We start from the raw sequence: 21,129 nt of genomic DNA on the forward strand, positions 1-21,129 counted from the left end.
CCGGCTGCGAGACTGGTGTCCGTGACTGCTTCGACGCCGACCGACCTGCAGATCCCCGCCGACCTCCTCCCCGCCGACGGACGGTTCGGCTGCGGCCCGTCCAAGGTACGGCCCGAGCAGCTCGCCGCGCTCGCCGCCGCCGGGGACCTGATGGGCACCTCCCACCGCCAGAAGCCGGTCAAGGCGCTGGTCGGGCGCGTGCGGGCCGGGCTGGCCGACCTGTTCTCGCTGCCCGCCGGCTACGAGGTCGTCCTCGGCAACGGCGGGTCCACCGCCTTCTGGGACGCCGCCGCGTTCGGGCTCGTCCGGGAGCGGTCGCTGCACCTGACCTACGGCGAGTTCTCCGCCAAGTTCGCCGAGTCCACCCGGGGCGCCCCCTTCCTGGCCGACCCGGTGGTCGTGAGCGCCGAGCCGGGCAGCGCCCCCGAGCCGCAGGCCGACCCGAGCTGCGACGTGCTCGCCTGGGCCCACAACGAGACCTCGACCGGCGTGTCGGTGCCGGTCGTCCGCCCGGCCGAGGCACTGGGCAACCAGCTCGTCGTCATCGACGCCACCTCCGGCGCGGGCGGCCTGCCCGTCGACGTCTCCCAGGCCGACACCTACTACTTCGCCCCGCAGAAGGGCTTCGCCGCCGACGGCGGGCTGTGGTTCGCGCTGATGAGCCCGGCCGCACTGGAGCGGGTCGCGGAGCTGGCCGCGTCCGACCGCTGGATCCCGCCGTTCCTGTCGCTGGCCACCGCCGTCGACAACTCGCTCAAGGACCAGACCTACAACACCCCCGCGCTGGCCACGCTCGTCCTCATGGCCGAGCAGGTCGACTGGATGAACGAGCTGGGCGGCCTCGACGCGTGCGTCGCGCGCACCGCGGACTCGTCGGGCCGGCTGTACGCGTGGGCGGAGAAGGCGGAGTACGCCACGCCGTTCGCCACCGACCCGGCGCACCGCTCCCAGGTCGTCGGCACGATCGACTTCGACCCCTCGGTCGACGCCGCGGCCGTCGCGAAGGTCCTGCGCGCCAACGGCGTGGTCGACACCGAGCCCTACCGCAAGCTCGGCCGCAACCAGCTGCGCATCGGCATGTTCCCCGCGGTCGACCCGGCCGACGTCGAGGCGCTGACGGCCTGCATCGACTGGGTCGTGACGCAGCAGCGCTGACCCGCCGCCCCGCCCCTGTCGCCCCGCCCGTGTCGCCTCGCCCGTGTCGCAGTGGGGTGGCTCCACTGCGACCGGGCTGCAGTGAAGCCACCCCACTGCGATTCGTCTCGCGAGGGCGGGTTGCTGCGCGTAGTCACATCTGCAACATCTGCCTCAGCTTTACCTCGCGTCGCACACGTGGCACGCTGCGTGTGCGGGGGTGTGCTCAGCACTTCCTGCGACGTCAGACGGGGTGCGCCCGCCCCGGCGCGCCTCCGCGGCTGGTTGCGATTCGGCATCTACCGTCACCCGGACGGGGAGAGCCACAGAACGGTTGGAGGCCGCGGATGCGCGCGCTGCGGGTCGTCGGGATCACCGAGGGCGGCGATGTCGTCCTCGAGGACTCCGGCCGTCGCGAGCGCTTCACCGTGCCCGCCGACGAGCAGTTGCGCGCCGCCGCCCGGGGGGACCTGACCAGGCTCGGGCAGATCGCGATCGAGTTGGAGAGCCAGTTGCGCCCACGAGAGATCCAGGCCCGCATCCGCGCCGGAGCGTCCGTGGAGCAGGTCGCGTCGGCCGCCGGGGTGCCCATCCAGAAGATCGAGCGGTTCGCCTACCCGGTGCTGCTGGAGCGGTCCCGCACCGCCGAGGTGGCCCAGCGGGCCCACCCGGTCCGCGCCGACGGGCCCGACGTGCGCACGCTCGGCGACGTCGTCGCCCACACGTTCGGTCTGCGCGGCCAGGAGTACACCGAGGCCGAGTGGGACTCCTGGAAGGGCGAGGACGGCAAGTGGCTCGTCGCCCTGTCCTGGCGGGCCGGCCGGTCGGACAACCGCGCCCACTGGACGTTCCAGCCCGGTGCGCACGGCGGCACCGTGACCGCCGTCGACGAGCACGCGTCGGACCTGGTCGAGGGCCTGCCCGCCCGGCCGCTGCGGCCCGTCGGCCCGGTCATCGACATCGCCCGGCCCGAGGAGCTCCCGCCGACCCCGCAGCCGGCCGCCGAGCTGCGCGCCACCGGCTCCGACGTCGTCCGCGAGCGTTCGCCGGAGTACCGCGCGCCCGAGTACCGGGGACCGGAGCGCCGCGCCCCGCTCGACCGCACGCCCGCCGACCGGCCCGGGGTGCCGACGGGTGACCGGACCCTCCCGGACCGGCCCGCCACCGACCGGCCCGCCACCGACCGGCCCGCCACCGACCGGCCCGCCACCGACCGGCCCGCCACCGATCGCACCGTCACCGACCGCCCCGTCACCGACCGCCCCGTCACCGATCGCCCCGTCACCGATCGCACCGTCACCGACCGCGCCGCCGTCGTGGAGCGCGAGACCCCGGACCGGGCCCCGGCCGACCGCAGCGGCGTCGACCGCGGCTCCGTCGACCGCGGCTCCGTCGACCGCAGCCCCGTCGACCGCAGCGCAACCGGCCGGGGTGCCGCCACCCCGGAGGCTCCGGCCGCGGCGCCCGCCGCGCAGACACCTGCCGCGCCGACGCCCGCGGAGCCGGCCCCCGCGCCCGCGCCGCCCGCCGCGGAGCGAGCGGCCGAGCCCACCGCCACCGAACCGGCCGTGCCCGCCGCCACCGTGCCCGTGGCCACCGAGCCCGCCGCCACCGAGCCGGAGACCCCCGCCGAGCCCGCGCCCACGGTCGACCGGGAGAAGGCCGCCGAGCCGGCGGCCCCGCCGGCCCAGCGGCGGTCCGAGCCGGAGACCCCCGCCGAGACCCCGGCCCCCGAGCCCGCACCGGCCGCGCGCCGCACGAAGAAGGGCAAGCCCGTCATGCCCTCCTGGGACGAGGTGCTCCTCGGGGTGCGCGGGCAGCGCTGAGGCGCGCCCTCAGCCCAGCAGCGACACCAGCAGCACGACCCACGCCACCACCAGCCCGACGGCGGCCCCCATCGCGGGCCACCGCCAGAACGGCACGGTGCGCAGCAGGTAGAGCGACGGGGCCAGTCCCAGCCCGACGAGCAGGTTCGCCGGGACCCACAGCAGCCCGAACGCCTCGGCGAACGCGCTGCTGAGCTGGACGTCCCCGATCGCGACGAGCACCGCGAAGAACCCCGCGATCGGCAGCCCGGTGGCCCACGGCGTGGGCCCCGGGGGCTCGACGGCGAGCGATCGCCTGCGACCCTCGGCGCGCGGCACCGGCGACGGGACGGCCCGCACGGACTCCACGGCGCCGCTCATCGGGTCGACGTAGTCCACCGGCCGCCCGCGCACCCCGGCGACGCGGGAGGCGAGCTGGCGACCCCTGCGGCGCACGAGCTCGCGCTCGTCGGGCATCCCGGAGCGCCCCGCGGCCACGGCGAACGCCGCCCACTCGCGGAGGGCGGTCTGCAACTCGTCGGGAAGGGGCGGATCCTCCGGCCGGCGGTCCCCGAGCTCCACCCGGCCCCCCGCGGCCCGTAGCACCGGATCAGGATACGACCGCGCCGATCGCGTGGAACGCGACCGCTCCGGCCGTGGCGACGTTGAGCGAGTCGACGCCCGTGGCCATCGGGATCCGCACGCGCAGGTCGGCCGCGGCCAGCGCCTCGTCGGTGAGCCCCGGCCCCTCGGCGCCCAGCAGCACCGCGACCCGCCGCCCGCCCAGCCCGGCCCCGGCGAGCGGGACGGCGTCCGGTGCGGGGGTCAGCGCGGCCACCCGCAGCCCCGCGTCGCGCAGCAGGTCCAGCGCACCCGGCCACGGGCCCGCCAGGTCGGCGAACGGCACGCGCAGCACGTGCCCCATCGAGACGCGGACGCTGCGCCGGTAGAGCGGGTCGGCGCAGCGCGGGCCGAGCAGCACCCCGTCGACGCCGAGCGCGGCGGCGTTGCGGAACAGCGAGCCCAGGTTCTCGTGGTCGTTGACGCCCTCCAGCACGGCGAGCGAGCGGGCGGTGCGCGCCAGCGCGGCGGCGTCGACGGGCGCGGCGCGGTCGGCGACGGCGAGCACCCCGCGGTTGAGGTGGAACCCGACCGCGGTGGCCATCGTGTCGGCGTCGGCCGCGTAGGCGGGGACGTCGATGGCGGCGAGGTCGTCGGCGAGCTCGTCGAGCCGCCGGGGGACGCCGAGCAGCGACCGGACGAGGTACGGCGACGCCAGCAGCCGGCGCACCACGACCACCCCTTCGGCGATGACGAGACCGCGTCCGCCGGGCCGGTCCGGGCGGCGGTCGGCGGTGGTCAGGTCGCGGTAGTCGTCCAGCCGGGGGTCGGCCGGGTCGTCGACGGGGATGAGGGTGGCCACGCGCGGATGCTCCCAGGTCGGTTGTCAACGTCGATCACGCCTCATCCGGTCGGCCGTAGCGGCATTCGTAGCCGTGTGTCACGGTGGACCACTCGCCCGTCCGGCCACCGCCGGACCGGGCTCGGCCCGGGGGGCGAGGAGGCAGTGTCACGTATGGGCCAGGACGTCGACCGGACCACGTTCAGTCGGCGGGACCGCCAGAACTACCGCGCCAAGGTGCAACGCTGCCTCGACGCGCTGGCCGTGATGCTGAAGGAACACACCTTCGCCCGTGACGAGCCGATGACCGGCCTCGAGGTGGAGCTCAACCTCGTCGATCACGATCTCGCCCCCTCCGCGTCGGGTGCCGCCGTGCTCGAGTCCATGGGCGCGAGCGAGTTCCAGTCGGAGCTCGGGCAGTGGAACCTCGAGCTCAACCTGCCCCCGCGGCCGCTACCCGGCGACCACTGGCGGCGGCTGGAGCGCCAGCTGCTCGACGAGCTCGCCACGGTCCGGGCCAGCGCGCTGGAGCACGGCGCCCAGCTCGCCGTCATCGGCATCCTGCCCACGCTGGAGCACCGGCACCTCGTCGCCGAGCTGCTCTCGCCCGACAGCCGGTACACGATGCTCAACGAGCAGATGCTGTCCGCGCGCGGCGAGCCGATCCGCCTCGACATCGCCGGTGACGACCCCTCCGGGCGGCACGACGTCGCGCCCGAGCACCTCGTCGCCGACTTCGACTCGATCGCCCCCGAGGCGGCCTGCACGTCGATGCAGCTGCACCTGCAGGTCCCGCCCGACTCGTTCGCGGCGTACTGGAACGCGGCGCAGTGCGTCGCGGGCGTGCAGCTGGCCGTCGGGGCCAACTCCCCGTTCCTGCTCGGCTCGCGGCTGTGGGCGGAGACGCGGATCCCGCTGTTCGAGCAGTCCTGCGACGTGCGCACGCCCGAGCTGCGCAACCAGGGCGTGCGGCCGCGGGTGTGGTTCGGCGAGCGTTGGATCACCTCGGTGCTCGACCTGTTCGCCGAGAACACCCGCTACTTCCCCGCGCTGATGCCGGTGGCCGAGGACAACGACCCGTTCGCGGAGCTGGAGTCGGGCATCGCCCCCGGGCTCGACGAGCTGCGGCTGCACAACGGCACGATCTGGCGCTGGAACCGCCCCGTGTACGACATCGCCGACGGCGTCCCGCACCTGCGGGTGGAGAACCGGGTGCTGCCGGCCGGGCCCACGGTCGTCGACATGGTGGCGAACGCACTGTTCTTCTACGGCCTGCTGCGCGAGCTGGTGGAGGCCGACCGCCCGCTGTGGAGCTCGATGTCGTTCGAGGCGGCCGAGGAGAACTTCACGACGGCGGCGCGGCACGGGCTCGACGGGCCCCTGTACTGGCCGGGCAACGGCTGGATCCGCCCCGACGAGCTGGTGCTCCGCAAGCTGCTGCCGCAGGCGGCGGCGGGGCTGGCGCGCTGGGGGGTCACGACCGAGGTGGCCGACCGCTACCTCGGTGTGATCGAGCGGCGGTGCGTGGAGCGGCGGACCGGGGCGTCCTGGCAGCTCGACACCGTCGCCGCTCTGGAGGCCCGCGGAGCCGACCGCCCGGCCGCGCTGCGCGGGATGCTCGCGCGCTACCTGGAGTCGTCGGCGGCGAACGAGCCGGTGCACGACTGGCCGGTCCCGGCCTGACGCCCGTCCGGCGTTAGCGGCCGCACACCCTTTCCCGGAACGCCCACGGGCGCGGCGGCGGGTTCCTAGTGTCCCGTCCGTCCTGAGCGCGGCCCGCCCGGCCGCCGCGAGTCCCGTCCGTCCCCGTGGCCGCCCCGTCGGAGCGTCCCGGGTGCCGCACGCCCGTTCCCCGGGGGAACCATGCCCACCCGCCCCGCCCGCCGACCCGGCCCGCCGCGGTGACGGCCGTGTCCCGCTTCCGGATCTTCGGACGCTCCACCCCCGGACCGCCGCCGTACCCGTCGCCGCCGTACCCCGGGCCGCAGCCCTCGCCGCCGTACCCGGGTCCGTCGCCCGGTGCCCGGTCGTCTCCGGGGTCCCGGCCGGCCGGGACCTCCGCGTGGCCGTCCGTGGGCCCTCCCCCGGCGACCGGGCCGGGGCGCGGCGCGACGGCGGCCCCGTCCGGAGGTCCGCAGGAGGCCCGGGGCCCCTACGACGACCCGCCCACCGACCCGTTCGGCTTCCCCCCGGTCCCCGCGCCCGCCGCACCCCGACCCGACGCGGCCGAGGCCGCGGCCCTCGCGGGCGCGTTCGCGGTCGACTACCTGTCCTGGGACGAGGACGACCCGGCCCGCCGCGGCCGCGTCCTGCGCGACTACCTCCCGACGCCGGGGCGCGACCCGGCCCGGCTGGGCTGGTCCGGGTCGGGGCGCCAGCGCGCGGAGTTCGCGCTGCCCGGGCTGGTGCGCGCCGACGGGGAGGGGCGGGTGCTCGTCGACGTGCGGGTGCGGGTCACCCCGTACCGCGCGGTGGGCGAGCACGGCCCCGACCCGGGCCCCGACCCGGAGCCCGAGGTCGCGGGCATCCCGGCCGTGGCGCCCGCCCCGACCGGGCGCGGCTGGCGCAGCCTCGCGTCGTCGTGGATCCGGATCAGCGTGCCGGTGGTCGCCGAGGGCGGGCGGCTCGTCGTCGACGCCTGGGAGGAGACGCTCGGTGAGGAGCCTGCTCCCGCTCCCCCCGCACCCCGCACCTCCGACGACCCGTCCCTCGCCGACGACGACCCGCTCGCCGCACCGGGGAGCGCGTGGTGAGGGCGCCGGTGGTCGCGGGGGTCGCGCCCGGGGTCGGCACGAGCACGCTCACCGCCGCCCTGCACGGCGTCGACGGCGGCGTGGTGGGCCGCGGCGGCCGGGTCGACGTGCTGGTCTGCCGGGCCGACTCGCTCGGCGCCGCCGCCGCTGTCGGGGCGCCGGTGCTGGCGGTCGTCGCCGACCGGGAGCCCCCGCTCGACCGGTTCGCCGGGCGGTTCGGCGCGGTCGTCACCGTGCCCCGCATCGCGGGCTGGACCGGGTCCGGCGTGCCGGAGGTCGCCGGACTGCTCGCCGTCGCCCCGGCCCACCGGCCGGCCCGGCTGCGGCCCTACGTCGACGCCCTCCTGGCGATCGTCGACGCGCTCGTCGGCTCGGGCGCCCTCGGACCTCCCGCCCGCTCCGCCGTCGAGGGCCGCCGGACGACCCCGTCCGGCCCGGTGGCCCCCGTCGCCCCCGGGCTCGGATCCGCGGTCGGGTCGGCCCCGGGGACCTCGTCCGGGTCCGCCGCGGGGCGTGCCGTCGTCCCCCGCGCCGTCCTGGCGGGTCCGCCGGTCCCGGTCGGCGGCGCAGCGGTCCGCCGGCCGACCCCCGTCGTGCCCGTCGCGACGGGACGGGCCCCGTGGACGCCCCCGGTCGTGTCCGGCACACCCGTTCCGGCCGTCGCCGGAGCGACCCGGATCGTGGCCGCCGCCGCAGGCCCGGTCGCGCGGGCGGAACCGGTCCGGGTCGGCGAGCGACCGCTGTGGCGGGGGCTGCAGGCGGTGGAGCCGGTGCGGGCGACGGGACCCGGGAGCGCCACCCGGGATCTCGACGACGACGCGCTCGACGCGATGCGGGCCGGGTGACCGGTGTCCCCGTCGGCTCTCCTGCACCGGCCCCTCGCGGTGGCCGTGACGGCGCTGGTCGGCCTGCTGCTGGGCGCCGCCCCGGCCCGGGAGCAGGCCGACCCGGTGCCCGGCGTCGACGCCGCCGCCGTGCCGGACGCGGCCCGCGAGTGGCTGCCGCTGATCGGTGACCTCACGGCCACCGGCTGCCCCGAGCTGCCGCCGGTGTGGGTCGTGGCCCAGGTGCAGGTGGAGTCGGGCTGGGACGCCTCGCTCGTCGCCGACGCCCCGGGCGGTCCCGCCGGGCTCTACCAGTTCGACCAGGACAACTGGATCGCCGCGGGCGGCGCGGCCTGGGCGACGGACCCCCCGACGTCCGCCGACGACGTCACCGACGTCGAGGCCCACCTGCGCGTGGCGGTGCCGTGGATCTGCACGAACCTGCGCGCGGTGGCCCGGCACCTGGAGGACACGGGCAAGTCCGCCGACCCGCTCGACGCGATGCTGGTCTGCCACCTGGCCGGGTGCGGGCGGGTGGCGGGCAGCGCCACGGGCGTCCCGGTGGCGGGCGAGGCGAACTGCGGGGAGCGCTGCGCCGACGTCGTCCGCCGCTACATCGACGCCGTGCACGCCGAGGTCGACCGCTTCTCCGGCGCACCGGCCGGGCCCGACCCCGAGGCCCCGGCGGAGGTCGACCCGGCGGTCCCGGAGCCGTGGACCGGGGGCGCCACGGGGTGCGACAGGACCGACCCCACCGGCGACGGCTGCCTGACCGGGGCCGCGCTGCACGGGCTGGAGGCGGCGTCGGCGGCGTTCGGCGGCTGGTCCGGCGGTCCCGTGATCCGCAGCGCGGGCTGCTGGGACGCGCACGCCTGGAACCCGCGCAGCGACCACCCCCGCGGCCGGGCCTGCGACCTGTTCCCCGGCACGCCCGGCGCGTTCGCCGAGGGCGCGGAGCTCGAGGCGGGCTGGCGGGTCGCCGACTGGTTCCGCGCCCACGCCGAGCCGCTGGCCGTGAAGTACCTCATCTGGCAGGGCCGCTACTGGGACCCGGGCGTCGCCGACGAGGACGGCTGGGGCCGTCGCTACACCGGCGGCGGGGTCTACGACACCCGCGACGCCACCGGTGGCCACTTCGACCACGTCCACGTCAGCTTCCGGGAGTGAGCACCGTGTCCCGACTCCGCCTCCCCCTCCTCGCCGCGACGGCGGCCGTGCTGGTGACGCTCGGGTCCCTGCTGCTCACGGGCGGCGGCGCGGTCGGGCCCAGCGGCGGTGACCCGGTGCCGGGCCCGGTCGTCGACGGCGAGGACCGGGCCGCGCTCGACGCCGCCCCCGTCCTGCGCGGCGCGGAGGCTCCGTCTCCGGACCCGGGCGTCACGCTCACCGACCCGGAGGCGGTGGTCCGGGCGTACCTGCAGGCCGCTCACGGGGCCCGGCCGGAGGACGGTGGCCGCACCCACCTGCGGGCCGCGCCGTACGCGGTGCCGGGCACGGCCGCCGCCGCGGTCGGGGTGCTGGTCGTCGACCCGCCGCCGCCGGGCAGCGAGCGCACGGCCACCGTCCGTCGTCTCGACCTCGTGGCCGCCGACCGCGCCGACCGCCGCCGCGGCTACCTCGCGGCGGTCGAGACCCGCACCGCGCCCGGAGGCGGGACCGCGGTGCTCACCAGCAGCGTCGTCGTCGCCCGGCAGCCCGACGGCCGCTGGCTGGTGGCCGCGGAGACCCCCGAGAACCCCGACCTCCCGGCCGGGGAGGACTGACAGGAGCACCCGTGGACCTGGACGAGATCGAGGACCTGATCCGGCGCTACCTCTCCGCCGGCATCGCGGTGGTGCTCATCCTCATCGCCCCCGGCGGCGGCGAGGAGCCCACCGTCCCACGGACCGACCCGGCGGTCGTCACCGTCACCCCGTCGGAGCGGGGCGCCGACGACCTCGACGCGCGCGGCCCGGGCCCCGCGTCCGGCGACGAACCCGGCACCACCGCGGACGGCGAGGACACCGCGGCCACCGCCGACGAGGACACCGCGGCCGCCGACGACGAGGACGACACAGCGCAGGACGACACAGCGCAGGACGACACAGCGCAGGACGACACAGCGCAGGACGACACAGCGCAGGACGACACAGCGCAGGACGACACAGCGCAGGACGACAGCGGGGAGGACCGCACCGGGCAGGACGCCGGCGGGGAGGACGGCACCGGCCAGGACGGCACCGACGCCGGGCCCGGTGACACCCCGACCCGGGCGACCCCGCCGAGTGGTGGGACACCCCGCCCGACCCCCCCCCCCCGCGCCGCGGATCCCGACGCCACCGACCGCGACACCACCGGGGCCGACGACGACCCGGGCGACGACGGCGCCGACCCGGACACCGGCGACCGCCCCACCCCCGACGCCGACCCCGCCGACCCCGACCCCACCGACGCCGACGCCGACGCCGACGTCACCGACAGCGACCCCACCGACAGCGACCCCACCAGCGCCGACCCCACCAGCGCCGGCACCCCCGGCGCCGACCCCACCGCCCCGAGCGCCACCAGCCCCACCGCCGCGGAGGAGCTCGGCTGGGGCACCCCCGTCCAGGAGGACGACTTCACCGCGGGCCTGTCCCAGTGGGACCTCTACGAGGGGCCCGGCCACGCCGGTCAGGGGATGCGGTCCCCGTCGGCGGCCACCGTCCAGGACGGCGTCCTCACGCTCACCGGGGACGCGGCCGGCACCACAGCAGGCATGTGCTGGACGCAGGGGCAGCGGTACGGGAGGTGGGAGGGGCGGGTGCGCGCCCCCGCCTCCGACCCGTCCTACGACGCGCTGCTCCTGCTCTGGCCCGACGACGACGCACCGGGCGGCGGGGAGGTCGACTTCATGGAGATGCAGGACCCCACCCGCCGCACCACCGACTTCTTCCTCCACCACGGACCCGACGACCGGCAGGTCACCGGCCAGGTGGAGATCGACGCGACGCGGTGGCACACCTGGGCCGTCGACTGGGCGCCCGACGCGATCACGGCCTACGTCGACGGCGAGCAGTGGTTCCGCACCACCGACACCGCGACGTTCCCGCCGGGGCCCATGCACCTGTGCGTCCAGCTCGACTGGTTCCCGCAGGGACCCGAACCGGTCCGCGAGTCGCGCATGCAGGTCGACTGGGTCCGCCGGTACGCGCCGGAACCGGCCCGGTGACGCGGATCGGGGCCCTGGCCGACCGGCCAGGGCCCCGATACCGTTTCCCGAACTGACGCGCCGCTCCCACCACGAAGCGACGTGCATGAGGTTAGCCTAAGCTTGGTTCCGGTCGCAAGAGGGATCTCGGACCGCCCGCCCTGCGCACCAGCACCAGCGTCACGACCAGCACCGACACCACCGTGACGATCCCGCCCAGCACGAGCGGCGACCGGCCGCCCCAGCTCTCGGCGAGCATCCCCAGCAGCGGGGCCCCGACGGGCGTGCCGCCGAGGAACAGCAGGATGTAGAGCCCCATGACGCGCCCGCGCATCGCCGGCTCCACCGACAGCTGCACCGCCGAGTTCGCCGCGGTGGTGAACGTCAGCGCCGCGAACCCGAGCGGCACCATCACGATCCCCGTGAGCAGGTAGGTGGGCATCAGCCCGGCGAGCGCGACGAGCACCCCGAACGCCAGCGCCGCACCGACGACCAGCCGCAGCCGCGGGCGCCGCATCCGCCGCGCCGCGAGCACCGCGCCGGCCACCGACCCGACGGCGAGCAGCGTCGTCAGCAGGCCGTACGCGTCGGCACCGAGGCCGAACACGTTGCGGGCCAGCAGCGCGAGCGTCAGGTAGAAGTTGATGCCGAAGGTCGAGACGAGGAAGACCAACACCAGCACGGCGACGAGGTCGGGCCGCCCGCGCACGTAGCGCAGCCCCGCGCGGAGCTGGCCGGGCGCGCGCGGCACGGGGGTCACCCGGTGCAGGCGCGCGGGGTCCATGAGCGCGAGCCCGGTGATCACCGCCGCGAAGCTGACCGCGTTGATGAGGAACACCCAGCCGGTGCCGGTCACCGCGATGAGCACGCCCGCGATCGACGGGCCGACGATCCGCGCCAGGTTGAACGTCAGCGAGTTGAGGGCGACGGCGTTGCCGAGCTGCGCGTCGCCGACGAGCTCGGGGACGAACGACTGGCGCACCGGCACGTCGAGCGCGGAGAAGCAGCCGAGCAGCAGGCAGAACAGGTAGACGTGCCACAGCTCGACGACGCCCGTGACCACGGCGGAGCCCAGCACGAGTGCGCACAGCCCCATCCCCGCCTGCAGCACCACGAGCGCGCGCCGCTTGTCGACGCGGTCGGCGAGCACCCCGCCCCACAGCGAGAGCAGGAGCGTGGGGGTGAACTGGAGCGCCGCGGCGATCCCGAGCGCGGTGGCGCTGCCGCCGGACAGGTCGAGGACCAGCCAGTCCTGGGCCACCCGCTGCATCCACGTCCCGGCGAGGGAGACGATCTGACCCGAGGCGTAGAGCCGGTAGTTGCGGACCTTCAGCGACGCGAACGTGGACCGTCCGGCGGGAGCATCGAGGGTGGCGGTCACTGTATTTAGCTTACAACAACTACCCGGCGAGCAGCACCCGGATCGGACCCACGGAGAAGAACGCGACGAACGCCACGGCGACGACCCACATCAGCGGGTGCACCGACCGCGCCCGGCCGGTCGCCGCGGCCAGCAGCACGTAGCTGACGAACCCCGCGCCGATCCCGTTCGCGATCGAGTAGGTGAACGGCATGACCACGATCGTCAGGAACGCGGGCAGCGCGATCCGGAAGTCGGAGAAGTCGATCTCGGTGATCTGCCGCATGATCAGCGCCCCGACCACCACCAGCGCGGGCGCCGCCGCCTCGATCGGCACGATCGCGTACAGCGGGGTGAAGAACATCGCGAGCAGGAACAGCACCCCGGTCACGACGTTCGCCAGGCCCGTCCGCGCCCCCTCCGCGATGCCCGACGCCGACTCCACGAACACCGTGTTCGACGAGCTCGACGCCGCCCCGCCGAGCACCGCCCCTGTCCCCTCGACGACCAGCGCGCGTCCGACGTTCGGCAGCTGCCCGTCCTTCCCGACGAAGCCCGCCTGCTTGCCGAGCCCGGTCATCGTGCCCATGGCGTCGAAGAAGTTGGCGAGCACGAGCGTGAACACGAGCAGGACGACGGTGACGACGTCGAGCCGGGCGAACGCCCCGAACGACACCGCGCCGACGAGCGAGAGGTCGGGCACGCCGAACACGCTGTCCGGCAGCGCGGGCACCGACAGCGCCCAGCCCTGCGGGTTCGTCCCCATCGACGGCCCCACCTGCACGACCGCCTCGACGACGATCGCGATCACCGTCGTGACCGCGACGCCGATCAGGATCCCGGCCCGCACCCCGCGCGCCACCAGCAGCGACGTGATGAGCAGCCCGACCACGAACACCGCCGTCGGCCACGACCCGATCGACCCGCCGATGCCCAGCCCGACCGGCACCGTCGTGTTCGCGGAGTCCGCGATCCGGCGGACGAACCCGGCGTCGACCAGCCCGATGAACGCGATGAACAGCCCGATCCCGACCGCGATCGCGGCCTTGAGCTCCGGCGGCACGGCGTTGAACACCGCCGTCCGGAAGCCGGAGACGGCGAGCAGCACGATCACCAGCCCGTTGACGACGACGAGCCCCATCGCCTCCGGCCACGTCACCAGCGGCGCGATCGACACCGCGACGAGGGTGTTGATGCCCAGGCCGGTCGCGATCGCGAACGGGTAGTTGGCGACGAGCCCGAACAGCACCGTCATCACGCCCGCGACCAGCGCGGTGACGGCGGCGACCTGCGGGACGCCCAGCACGGCCCCGGTGACGTCGGCCTTCGCGCCCGGCCCGTCGGCGGCGAAGCTGCCGAGGATCAGCGGGTTCAGCACGATGATGTAGCTCATCGTCACGAAGGTGACGAGTCCCCCGCGCAGTTCGCGGGGGACGGTGGAACCGCGCTCGGACACGCGGAAGAAGCGCTCGATCACGGCGACACCGTAGATCGGCGGGGATCACTACGCTGGATCCGTGGTCGATCCCCCGCCCCTGCCCCCGCGCCTGTCCGACATGGCCACTGTCGTCGGGCTGGGATCGGCGCTGTGGGCCCTCGGCGCGGTCGCCCTGCTGGTCACCGGACGGGCCCCCGGCGTGCCGTTCGCGACCTGCCTGGCCGGCGCTGTGCTGGGCGGGGTCGGCTGGGGGATCTTCCGCTGGCAGCGCGCGGCGGTCCGGCGCGGGTCGCGGGGGGCGCAGCAGGGTCTCGACGTCTGATCTAGTTTGCTGCCATGAGCACTCCTCCCGTCGCCGTCGTCACCGGGGCCAGCTCGGGCATCGGCGCCGCCACCGCCCGCGCCCTGGCCGCCGCCGGGTTCCACGTCGTCCTCGGCGCCCGCCGCGTCGACCGCTGCGCCGAGATCGCGAAGGAGATCGACGGCACCGCGGTGCGCCTGGACGTCACCGACGCCGAGTCGGTCTCCGCGTTCGCCGCCGCCGTGCCGGAGTGCCGCCTGCTGGTCAACAACGCCGGCGGCGCGAAGGGGCTCGAACCCGTCGCCGAAGCCGACGAGGACGCCTGGCGGTGGATGTTCGAGACCAACGTGCTCGGCACGCTGCGCGTCACGAAGGCCCTGCTGCCGGCGCTGCTCGCCTCCGGCGACGGGCACATCGTCACCGTCACCTCGATCGCGGCGCTGGAGGCCTACGACAACGGGGCCGGCTACACCGGCGCCAAGCACGCGCAGGCGATGCTGCACCGCACGCTGCGCGGGGAGCTGCTCGGGCAGCCGGTGCGGCTCACCGAGATCGCGCCCGGGATGGTCGAGACCGACTTCTCCCTCGTCCGCTTCGACGGCGACCAGGCCAAGGCCGACAAGGTCTACCAGGGCATCACGCCGCTCACCGCCGACGACGTGGCGGAGGTGATCGCGTTCGCCGCCACCCGCCCCAGCCACGTCAACCTCGACCAGATCGTGCTCAAGCCGCGCGCGCAGGCCAGCGCCATGCGCGCGCACCGCGAGGGCTAGGCGGTCTCCGGGGTGGCGCGGTGCTCGTCGGCCGCGTCCCCCGGCGCCTCCCCGCCGGCGGCCGCCGCCACCCGCTCCTCGCTCTCGGCCAGGATCGCCGCGGCCCCGGCCTCGCGGTCCTCGCCGCCGGTCTCGGCGGCCCGCTCCTCGGGCAGCGGCTCGGCGCGGGTGTGGGCCTTGTCCTCGGGGGAGCTCATGCCAGGCGGTACCCGCGCGGGCGCCACCGCGAAACTCACAGCGCCGAGAGCTGCTGCCACTGGTCGTAGGGCAGCGTCCAGTCCCAGATGTCGCCGTCGCGCGAGGCGAGCGGGACGTCGGTGCCGGTGACCTCGACGGGGTCGCCGTAGATCGCGGTGTCGTAGTAGGCCTGCGCGTCGGCCGTGGACAGGTTGACGCAGCCGTGGGTGACGTTCGACGACCCCTGCGCCGACGCCGACGCCGGGTTGGCGTGGATGAACTCGCCGTTGTTGCTGATCCGCACGGCCCACTTCTCGACGAGGTCGTAGCCGTAGCGCTCGCTGACCATCCGCTTGTCGGTGAACCGCTCGGACACCACGTGGACGCCGGAGCGGGTGGTGCGGTCGGGGTCCCCGGACAGGCCGTAGCTCGCGGGGTAGTCGGCCACCTGCTCGCCGTCGCGGAACACGAGCATCCGGTGGCTGTTGACGTCGGCGCGGACGACCTGGGCCCGGCCGATGGTGAACGTGCTGGTGACGTCGGCCCGGCCGTAGGCGCCACCGCCGTAGGGGACGCCGAACAGGTCGGCCGTGACGGTGACCTCGGTGTAGGCGGGCCAGTACTCGGCGGGCCGCCAGTGCACGCGCGAGCCGCCGTTCTCGTCGGGCAGCCAGCCCCACGACCCCTCGACGGGCACGGACGTCTCGACCGACAGCGCGCGCTCGACCGCCGCGCGGTCCTCGACGTGCGCGTCGAACTGGATCTCGATCGGCGCGGCGATGCCGACGGTGCGGTCGTCGCCGATGTTGAGGACGCCGCGGACGACGTCGGCCGGGGCGAGCGTGGTGAACGACCCGTCGACCGGGACCGAGGCGCCGTCGGGGCCGGTGGCGGAGCCGGACCAGGTGTAGGTGGAGTCGTAGGCGAGATCGCCCGCCGAGCTCCAGGACCTGCCGTCGGCCCCGAGCGCGCCCTCGACCACCGCGCCGTCGGGGCCGGTGAGCGTGACGGAGTCGAGGGTGCCGTCGACGACCGAGACCGTGGCCGGGGCGATCGGGCTGACACCGGTGGCCCCGGGCGCGGGCTCGTGGACGATCGACGCGGCCGCCGGCAGCAGGGCCGGACCCACGGCCCCGGAACCGGACGTGCCGTGCCCGCCGGCCCCGGCCATCGCGGCCACGGTCAGGCCGAGCACGCCCACCAGCACCACGGCCACCACGAGCAGGACGCGTCGCATCGTCACCTTTCCGTTCCCCCGACCGGAGACAGGCTCCCCGCACCTGAAGACGTGCGGGTCCCGTTCGAGTTGCCCCGCGTGCCCGAGGTTACAACCGGCAACCGACGAGAACCGGTTCCGGCGCGAGGTCGACCCCGAACGTGGAGCGCACGCCGTCGCGCACCTCCCGGGCGAGCACGAGCAGGTCAGCCGCGCTGCCGCCGCCCCGGTGGGTGAGCGCGAGGACGTGCTTGCTCGACAGCGCGACGCGCCCACCCGGGCCGGCGTGCCCGCGCGCGAACCCCGCGTGCTGGATCAGCCACGCCGCCGGCAGCTTGACCCGCTCCCCCGCGGGCCAGCGGGGGGCGCCGGGCGGGGCGTCGGCCTCGGCGACGATCGGGTTGGTGAAGAACGACCCGGCGCTCCACGTGTCGTGGTCGGCGGCGTCGAGCACCATCCCCTTGCCGCGGCGCAGCGCGAGCACGGCGTCGCGGGCGACGGCCGCGGGCACCCGCCCGCCCGGCTCGACGCCGAGCGTCGTGGCCAGCTCGGCGTAGCGGATCGGCGCGCTGTCGCCGTCGCCGGGCAGCGCGAACCGCACGCGCAGCACCACGGCGTCGTCGCGGCCCTTCAGCGTGCTGGTCCGGTACGCGAGCCCCAGTTCGGCGGCGGGCACGTGCTCGCGGACGGTGCCGGCGCGCCGGTCGTAGAGGTCGACGTCGACGAGCAGCTCCGCGATCTCGACGCCGTACGCGCCCACGTTCTGCACGGGCGTGGCTCCGGTGCGCCCGGGGATCCCGGACAGGCACTCCAGCCCGCCCAGCCCGTCGGCGACGGTGGCGGCGACGACGGTGTCCCAGTCCTCCCCCGCCTCCACGGTGAGCAGCACGGACCCGTCGGGGCGGCGCTCGGTGCGCACGCCGGTGGAGGCGACGTGCACGACGGTGCCGGGCCAGCCCGCGTCGTCGACGACGAGGTTGGAGCCGCCGCCCAGGACCAGCACGGGCTCGCCCGCCGCGTCGGCCGCGCGGATCGCCTCGACGACGGCGTCGGCGGTGCTCGCCTCCACCAGCCGCCGCGCCGGGCCGCCGAGGCGCAGGGTGGTGAACGACGCCAGCTCGGTGGTGGACACGGGACGCAACGGTAGCCTCCGTCCATGTCACGACAGATCGACTACCGGTCGTCGTCGCACCACGGCGCCGACGACGTCGCCGCGGTGATGCTCGACGAGGAGTACCTGCGGGCCCGACTGGCCCAGCTCGGCGGGCCCGGCGCGAAGGTGCTGGCGCACGAGTCCACCCCGGACGGGGGGACGTACACGATCCGCCACGGCGTCGACCAGGCCGCGCTGCCGTCGATCGTCAGCTCGCTGGTCAGCGGGAACCTCATCATCCAGCGCACGGAGTCGCTGCGCCGTCAGTCCGCGGGGCGCTGGGCGGGCGACGTCGACGTGCAGATCCCCGGCACCCCCGCGTCCGCGGTCGGGTCGCTCGGCCTGCACGACGTCGCCACGGGCAGCGAGCTGCTCGTCCGGGCCGACGTCACCGTCAAGGTGCCGTTCCTCGGCGGCAAGATCGAGGCCGTGATCGTCGACCAGGTGCAGCAGCTGCTCGCCGCGGAGACGGCGTTCACGCTGGAGTGGCTCGCCGGCAAGCACCGCTGATGGACGACCGGCGCTACGTCATCACGCTGAGCTGCCCCGACACCACCGGCATCGTGGCCCGCATCGCGGGCTTCCTCGCCGACGCGGGCGGCTGGATCGTCGAGGCCGCCTACCACTCGGAGCCGGCCACCGGCTGGTTCTTCACCCGCCAGGTCGTGCGCGCCGATTCCCTGCCCTTCGACGCCGACGAGCTGCGCGAGCGCTTCACGGAGGTGGCCGCGGAGATCGGCCCGGACACGCGCTGGTCGGTGACCGACACCGCGGTGCCCAAGCGGGCGGTGGTGCTGGTCAGCAAGGAGACGCACTGCCTGCACGACCTGCTCGGCCGGGCGTCGAGCGGGGAGCTGCCGGTGCGGCTGGAGGCCGTCGTCGGCAACCACGCGTCGCTCGCCGGGATCGTGCAGGCGCACGGCGTGCCGTTCCACCACGTCCCGTTCCCGGTCGCGGGCGACCCGCGCCGGGAGGCGGGCAAGGTGGAGGCGTTCGAGAAGGTGCGCCAGGCCGTCGACGCCCACTCCCCCGACGCGATCGTGCTGGCCCGGTTCATGCAGGTGCTGCCGGCGCACCTGTGCGAGCGGTGGGCCGGGCGGGCGCTGAACATCCACCACAGCTTCCTGCCCTCGTTCGCCGGCGCGCGGCCGTACCACCAGGCGTACACCCGCGGCGTGAAGCTGATCGGGGCCACCTGCCACTACGTCACGGCCGACCTCGACGCCGGCCCGATCGTCGAGCAGGACGTCATCCGGGTCGACCACGGCGACACCGCCGACGACATGGTCCGCCGCGGCCGCGACATCGAGCGGCTGGTGCTCTCGCGCGGCCTGCGCTGGCACCTGGAGGACCGCATCCTGGTGCACGGCAACAAGACGGTGGTGTTCCGGTAGGTCAGGGGGCGTAGGCCGCCCACTCCGGACGGGCGGTGCCGTGCAGCGACGCCTCGAGGCGGTCGAGGTACCAGCGCCAGCCCGCGGTGACGTCGGCGGCGTCGAGGCCGTCGGCGACCTGCTGGGTGAACACCAGCACCGACCCCTCCCCGTCCGGGGCGATGTCGACGGCCACCCGCCACGAGCGGGTCGCGCTCTCCGGGATGTCGACGACGAGCCGGCGCGGGGCGTCGCACTCGAGGATCGTCACCGTGACCGGCTCGGCGACCGTGCCGCCCGCGTCGACCTCCCCGGTGACGGTGAGCTCGACGGTGCCCCCGACGCGGCCGCGGCCGGTGTAGGTGCCGATCCAGCGGCCGAGCCGCTCGGAGTCGGTGACGGCGGACCACACGTCCTCGACGGGGTCCGGGAACTCCTTGCGCAGGACGATCTCACGCGGTGCGGTCATCGACGTCTCCTCCTCCGGCCCCGCGGCGCTGTCGCCGGCCGCGGTGCATCTCGGTGTCCAGTGCGTCCAGGCGCCCGGCCGGCCCGGCCGCCGGGCGCAGCGGGCGGAACCCGTCGAGCCAGGCGTCGAGCTCGGCGAGGGGCGCCCGGTCGAGCGCGTACAGGCGGTGCCGGCCCGTCACCCGCGAGGTGACGAGGCCGGCCTCCCGGAGCACCCGCAGGTGCCTGCTGACGGCCGGTCGCGAGACCGGGAACCGCTCCGCGATCGCCCCCGCCGTGCTCTCCCCGACGGCGAGCAGCTCGACGATCTCCCGGCGGACCGGGTCGGCGAGGGCGGCGAGGGCGAGCACCGCGAATGTGTAACACATCAGTTACGCGTTCGGCAACGGACCGGCGGGCGTCAGGCGGGTTTGATGTTGGCGTTGGCGCGGAACACGTTGGCCGGGTCGTACTGCGCCTTGATCCGGGCCAGCCGCTCGTACTTCCCCGACCCGTAGGTCGCCCGCAGGGTCCGGTCGTCGACCTCGGCCATCAGGTTCACGTACCCGCCGGGCCCTGTCGCGACCGGCCGCAGCGCGTCCCAGGTGTCCCGGACCCACCGCCGGTCGTGGTCGTAGGTCCCGGGGTCCGGGGAGGTCCCCTCGATCGCGACCAGGTAGCGCATGGACCGGCTCCCGCCGAACGCGGTGTCCTCGTCCGCGACCCGGGCGAACGCGCCGCCGAAGGGGAAGATCAGGACCTGGGACAGCGGCGAGGCCCGGCCGGGCAGGCGCTCGGCGAGGACGTCGACGGCGGCGTCGGGCAGCTCGTCGAGGTAGAGGCCCTTCGTGTAGGACCGGACGCCCCAGAACGAGCCCTCGTCGAGCATCTGCTGCAGCGCGACATAGGGCAGCGGCAGCACGGCCTCGAAGAGCGGGCCGAGCGCGTCCCGCACCGGCGCGAGCGCGGCGGCGTGCTCCTGCGCCGTCCCGAACCCGACGATCATGAGCGCGACGCCCGGTGCGGAGTGGTGCTGCTCCGGCACGAACGGCGCGGGCGGGGCACTGATGCACGCGATCCCCGGGCTGATCCCCGGCGGGACCGACCGGAACGCCTCGCGCGCCGTCCGGATCGCGTGCGCCGCCCGGTCCTGCTCCACGAACATCAGGCCGAGGTGCACGATCGGCCCCACCGGGTGCAGCCGGAACTCGAACTCGGTGACGACACCGAAGTTGCCCCCGCCGCCGCGCAGGGCCCAGAACAGGTCCGGGTGCTCGTCGGCGCTCGCCCGCACGCAGCTCCCGTCGGCCAGCACCACCTCGGCCGACTCCAGGTTGTCGATCGACAGTCCGTGCAGCGGCGTGAGCCAGCCGAACCCGCCGCCGAGCGTGAGCCCGCCGACACCGGTGTGGCTGACCGTCCCGGCCGGGACCGCGAGCCCGTGCTCCTGGCAGGCCGCGTCGAGCCGCGCCAGCGTCGCCCCTCCCCCGACGCGGGCGCGGCGGGCGCCCGGGTCGACGACGACGGAGTCGAGCGGGCTCAGGTCGATCATGAGGCCGTTCTCGGGCACCGCGGCACCCCAGTAGCCGTGGCCGCCCCCGCGCACCGCCACGTCGAGGCCGCGCTCCCGCGCGCACGCCAGCGCCTCCGCGAGGTCGGCGGGCGAGGTGCACCGCGCCACCACCGCGGGGTAGCGGTCGATGGCGCCGTTCCAGATCAGGCGCGCACCGTCGTAGTCCGGATCACCCGGCACGAGGACGGTGCCGGCCAGGGCCGCACGCAGCGCGTCGAAGGTGTCGATCAT

Annotated in this window: 22 protein-coding genes; 12 read left to right on the forward strand and 10 right to left on the reverse strand. The window is 75.7% G+C overall.

What is annotated here, in order from left to right; all coding sequences use genetic code 11:
• The first annotated feature begins 21 nt into the window (after window positions 1-21).
• Together serC and sepH are read left to right on the forward strand one after the other, a co-directional pair.
• Window positions 22-1,155 carry a phosphoserine transaminase gene (gene serC, locus H6H00_RS05260; protein WP_185720222.1) on the forward strand — a complete coding sequence of 378 codons (1,134 nt, stop codon included), beginning with the start codon at window positions 22-24 and terminating at the stop codon, window positions 1,153-1,155.
• Window positions 1,156-1,481: 326 nt separating this feature from the next.
• Complete coding sequence (gene sepH, locus H6H00_RS32165; RefSeq protein ID WP_255425585.1) at window positions 1,482-2,960, forward strand: septation protein SepH; 1,479 nt, start codon at window positions 1,482-1,484, stop codon at window positions 2,958-2,960.
• 9 nt (window positions 2,961-2,969) lie between these two features.
• On the opposite strand, the gene H6H00_RS05270 is transcribed toward sepH, so the two are convergent.
• Both H6H00_RS05270 and H6H00_RS05275 read right to left on the reverse strand, forming a co-directional pair.
• A complete protein-coding gene (locus H6H00_RS05270; RefSeq protein WP_185720223.1) occupies window positions 2,970-3,473 on the reverse strand; it encodes a DUF2537 domain-containing protein in 504 nt (167 codons plus the stop codon).
• A 76-nt stretch (window positions 3,474-3,549) separates the two neighbouring features.
• A complete protein-coding gene (locus tag H6H00_RS05275) occupies window positions 3,550-4,362 on the reverse strand; it encodes a TrmH family RNA methyltransferase (RefSeq protein WP_185720224.1) in 813 nt (270 codons plus the stop codon).
• A gap of 153 nt (window positions 4,363-4,515) precedes the next feature.
• On the opposite strand from H6H00_RS05275, the gene H6H00_RS05280 reads away from it, so the two are divergent.
• The 6 genes from H6H00_RS05280 to H6H00_RS05305 all read left to right on the forward strand — a co-directional run bounded on the left by H6H00_RS05280 (window position 4,516) and on the right by H6H00_RS05305 (window position 11,108).
• The gene (locus tag H6H00_RS05280; RefSeq protein ID WP_185720225.1) at window positions 4,516-6,024 is read left to right on the forward strand and encodes a glutamate-cysteine ligase family protein; all 1,509 of its coding nucleotides are present in this window, start codon (window positions 4,516-4,518) and stop codon (window positions 6,022-6,024) included.
• A 389-nt stretch (window positions 6,025-6,413) separates the two neighbouring features.
• Entirely contained in the window at window positions 6,414-7,094 is a 681-nt protein-coding gene (locus H6H00_RS05285) for a hypothetical protein (RefSeq protein WP_185720226.1), read from the forward strand.
• Window positions 7,091-7,939: a hypothetical protein gene (locus H6H00_RS05290; RefSeq protein WP_185720227.1), complete on the forward strand. Its 849-nt coding sequence runs from the start codon at window positions 7,091-7,093 to the stop codon at window positions 7,937-7,939. Before H6H00_RS05285 ends, H6H00_RS05290 begins: the two co-directional genes overlap by 4 nt.
• A 3-nt stretch (window positions 7,940-7,942) precedes the next feature.
• On the forward strand, window positions 7,943-9,085 hold the full coding sequence (locus H6H00_RS05295) for a VldE C-terminal domain-containing protein (RefSeq protein WP_185720228.1): 1,143 nt from the start codon (window positions 7,943-7,945) through the stop codon (window positions 9,083-9,085).
• A gap of 5 nt (window positions 9,086-9,090) precedes the next feature.
• Window positions 9,091-9,681, forward strand: a complete 591-nt coding sequence (locus H6H00_RS05300; RefSeq protein WP_185720229.1) for a hypothetical protein — start codon at window positions 9,091-9,093, stop codon at window positions 9,679-9,681.
• 11 nt (window positions 9,682-9,692) lie between these two features.
• Window positions 9,693-11,108, forward strand: a complete 1,416-nt coding sequence (locus H6H00_RS05305) for a glycoside hydrolase family 16 protein (protein WP_185720230.1) — start codon at window positions 9,693-9,695, stop codon at window positions 11,106-11,108.
• Window positions 11,109-11,199: 91 nt separating this feature from the next.
• Here H6H00_RS05305 and H6H00_RS05310 read toward each other — a convergent pair whose 3' ends face one another.
• Together H6H00_RS05310 and H6H00_RS05315 are read right to left on the reverse strand one after the other, a co-directional pair.
• Window positions 11,200-12,468, reverse strand: a complete 1,269-nt coding sequence (locus H6H00_RS05310; RefSeq protein ID WP_185720231.1) for an MFS transporter — start codon at window positions 12,466-12,468, stop codon at window positions 11,200-11,202.
• Between the two features lie 19 nt (window positions 12,469-12,487).
• Window positions 12,488-13,924, reverse strand: coding sequence for an NCS2 family permease (locus H6H00_RS05315; RefSeq protein WP_185720232.1), 1,437 nt, complete (start codon window positions 13,922-13,924; stop codon window positions 12,488-12,490).
• 40 nt (window positions 13,925-13,964) lie between these two features.
• Here H6H00_RS05315 and H6H00_RS05320 point away from each other — a divergent pair, with 40 nt between their 5' ends.
• Together H6H00_RS05320 and H6H00_RS05325 are read left to right on the forward strand one after the other, a co-directional pair.
• Window positions 13,965-14,207 (forward strand): DUF2530 domain-containing protein, encoded by a 243-nt coding sequence (locus H6H00_RS05320; RefSeq protein ID WP_185720233.1) that lies wholly within the window; start codon window positions 13,965-13,967, stop codon window positions 14,205-14,207.
• Between the two features lie 14 nt (window positions 14,208-14,221).
• Window positions 14,222-14,959: an SDR family NAD(P)-dependent oxidoreductase gene (locus H6H00_RS05325; protein WP_185720234.1), complete on the forward strand. Its 738-nt coding sequence runs from the start codon at window positions 14,222-14,224 to the stop codon at window positions 14,957-14,959.
• Here the strand turns inward: H6H00_RS05325 and H6H00_RS05330 are convergent.
• From H6H00_RS05330 to H6H00_RS05340, 3 genes are all read right to left on the reverse strand, one after another.
• Window positions 14,956-15,156 carry a hypothetical protein gene (locus H6H00_RS05330; RefSeq protein ID WP_185720235.1) on the reverse strand — a complete coding sequence of 67 codons (201 nt, stop codon included), beginning with the start codon at window positions 15,154-15,156 and terminating at the stop codon, window positions 14,956-14,958. The two genes, H6H00_RS05325 and H6H00_RS05330, sit on opposite strands and share 4 nt — an antisense overlap.
• A gap of 35 nt (window positions 15,157-15,191) precedes the next feature.
• Complete coding sequence (locus tag H6H00_RS05335; RefSeq protein WP_185722180.1) at window positions 15,192-16,373, reverse strand: L,D-transpeptidase; 1,182 nt, start codon at window positions 16,371-16,373, stop codon at window positions 15,192-15,194.
• 88 nt (window positions 16,374-16,461) lie between these two features.
• Window positions 16,462-17,484: a UDP-N-acetylmuramate dehydrogenase gene (locus H6H00_RS05340; protein ID WP_255425586.1), complete on the reverse strand. Its 1,023-nt coding sequence runs from the start codon at window positions 17,482-17,484 to the stop codon at window positions 16,462-16,464.
• Window positions 17,485-17,508: 24 nt separating this feature from the next.
• Here H6H00_RS05340 and H6H00_RS05345 point away from each other — a divergent pair, with 24 nt between their 5' ends.
• Window positions 17,509-18,015, forward strand: coding sequence for a DUF2505 domain-containing protein (locus H6H00_RS05345; RefSeq protein ID WP_185720237.1), 507 nt, complete (start codon window positions 17,509-17,511; stop codon window positions 18,013-18,015).
• Window positions 18,015-18,899 (forward strand): formyltetrahydrofolate deformylase, encoded by an 885-nt coding sequence (purU, locus tag H6H00_RS05350; protein ID WP_185720238.1) that lies wholly within the window; start codon window positions 18,015-18,017, stop codon window positions 18,897-18,899. Before H6H00_RS05345 ends, purU begins: the two co-directional genes overlap by 1 nt.
• Window position 18,900: 1 nt before the next feature.
• Here the strand turns inward: purU and H6H00_RS05355 are convergent, their stop codons facing one another.
• From H6H00_RS05355 to H6H00_RS05365, 3 genes are read right to left on the reverse strand one after another with little or no spacing between them, the layout of a single operon-like run.
• Window positions 18,901-19,347, reverse strand: a complete 447-nt coding sequence (locus tag H6H00_RS05355) for an SRPBCC domain-containing protein (RefSeq protein ID WP_185720239.1) — start codon at window positions 19,345-19,347, stop codon at window positions 18,901-18,903.
• Window positions 19,331-19,696, reverse strand: coding sequence for an ArsR/SmtB family transcription factor (locus H6H00_RS05360; RefSeq protein WP_439653256.1), 366 nt, complete (start codon window positions 19,694-19,696; stop codon window positions 19,331-19,333). Before H6H00_RS05360 ends, H6H00_RS05355 begins: the two co-directional genes overlap by 17 nt.
• 50 nt (window positions 19,697-19,746) lie before the next feature.
• A complete protein-coding gene (locus H6H00_RS05365; protein ID WP_185720241.1) occupies window positions 19,747-21,129 on the reverse strand; it encodes an FAD-binding oxidoreductase in 1,383 nt (460 codons plus the stop codon).

Origin of the sequence: Pseudonocardia petroleophila, from assembly GCF_014235185.1 — a bacterium.
Classification (GTDB): Bacteria; Actinomycetota; Actinomycetes; order Mycobacteriales; family Pseudonocardiaceae; genus Pseudonocardia; species Pseudonocardia petroleophila.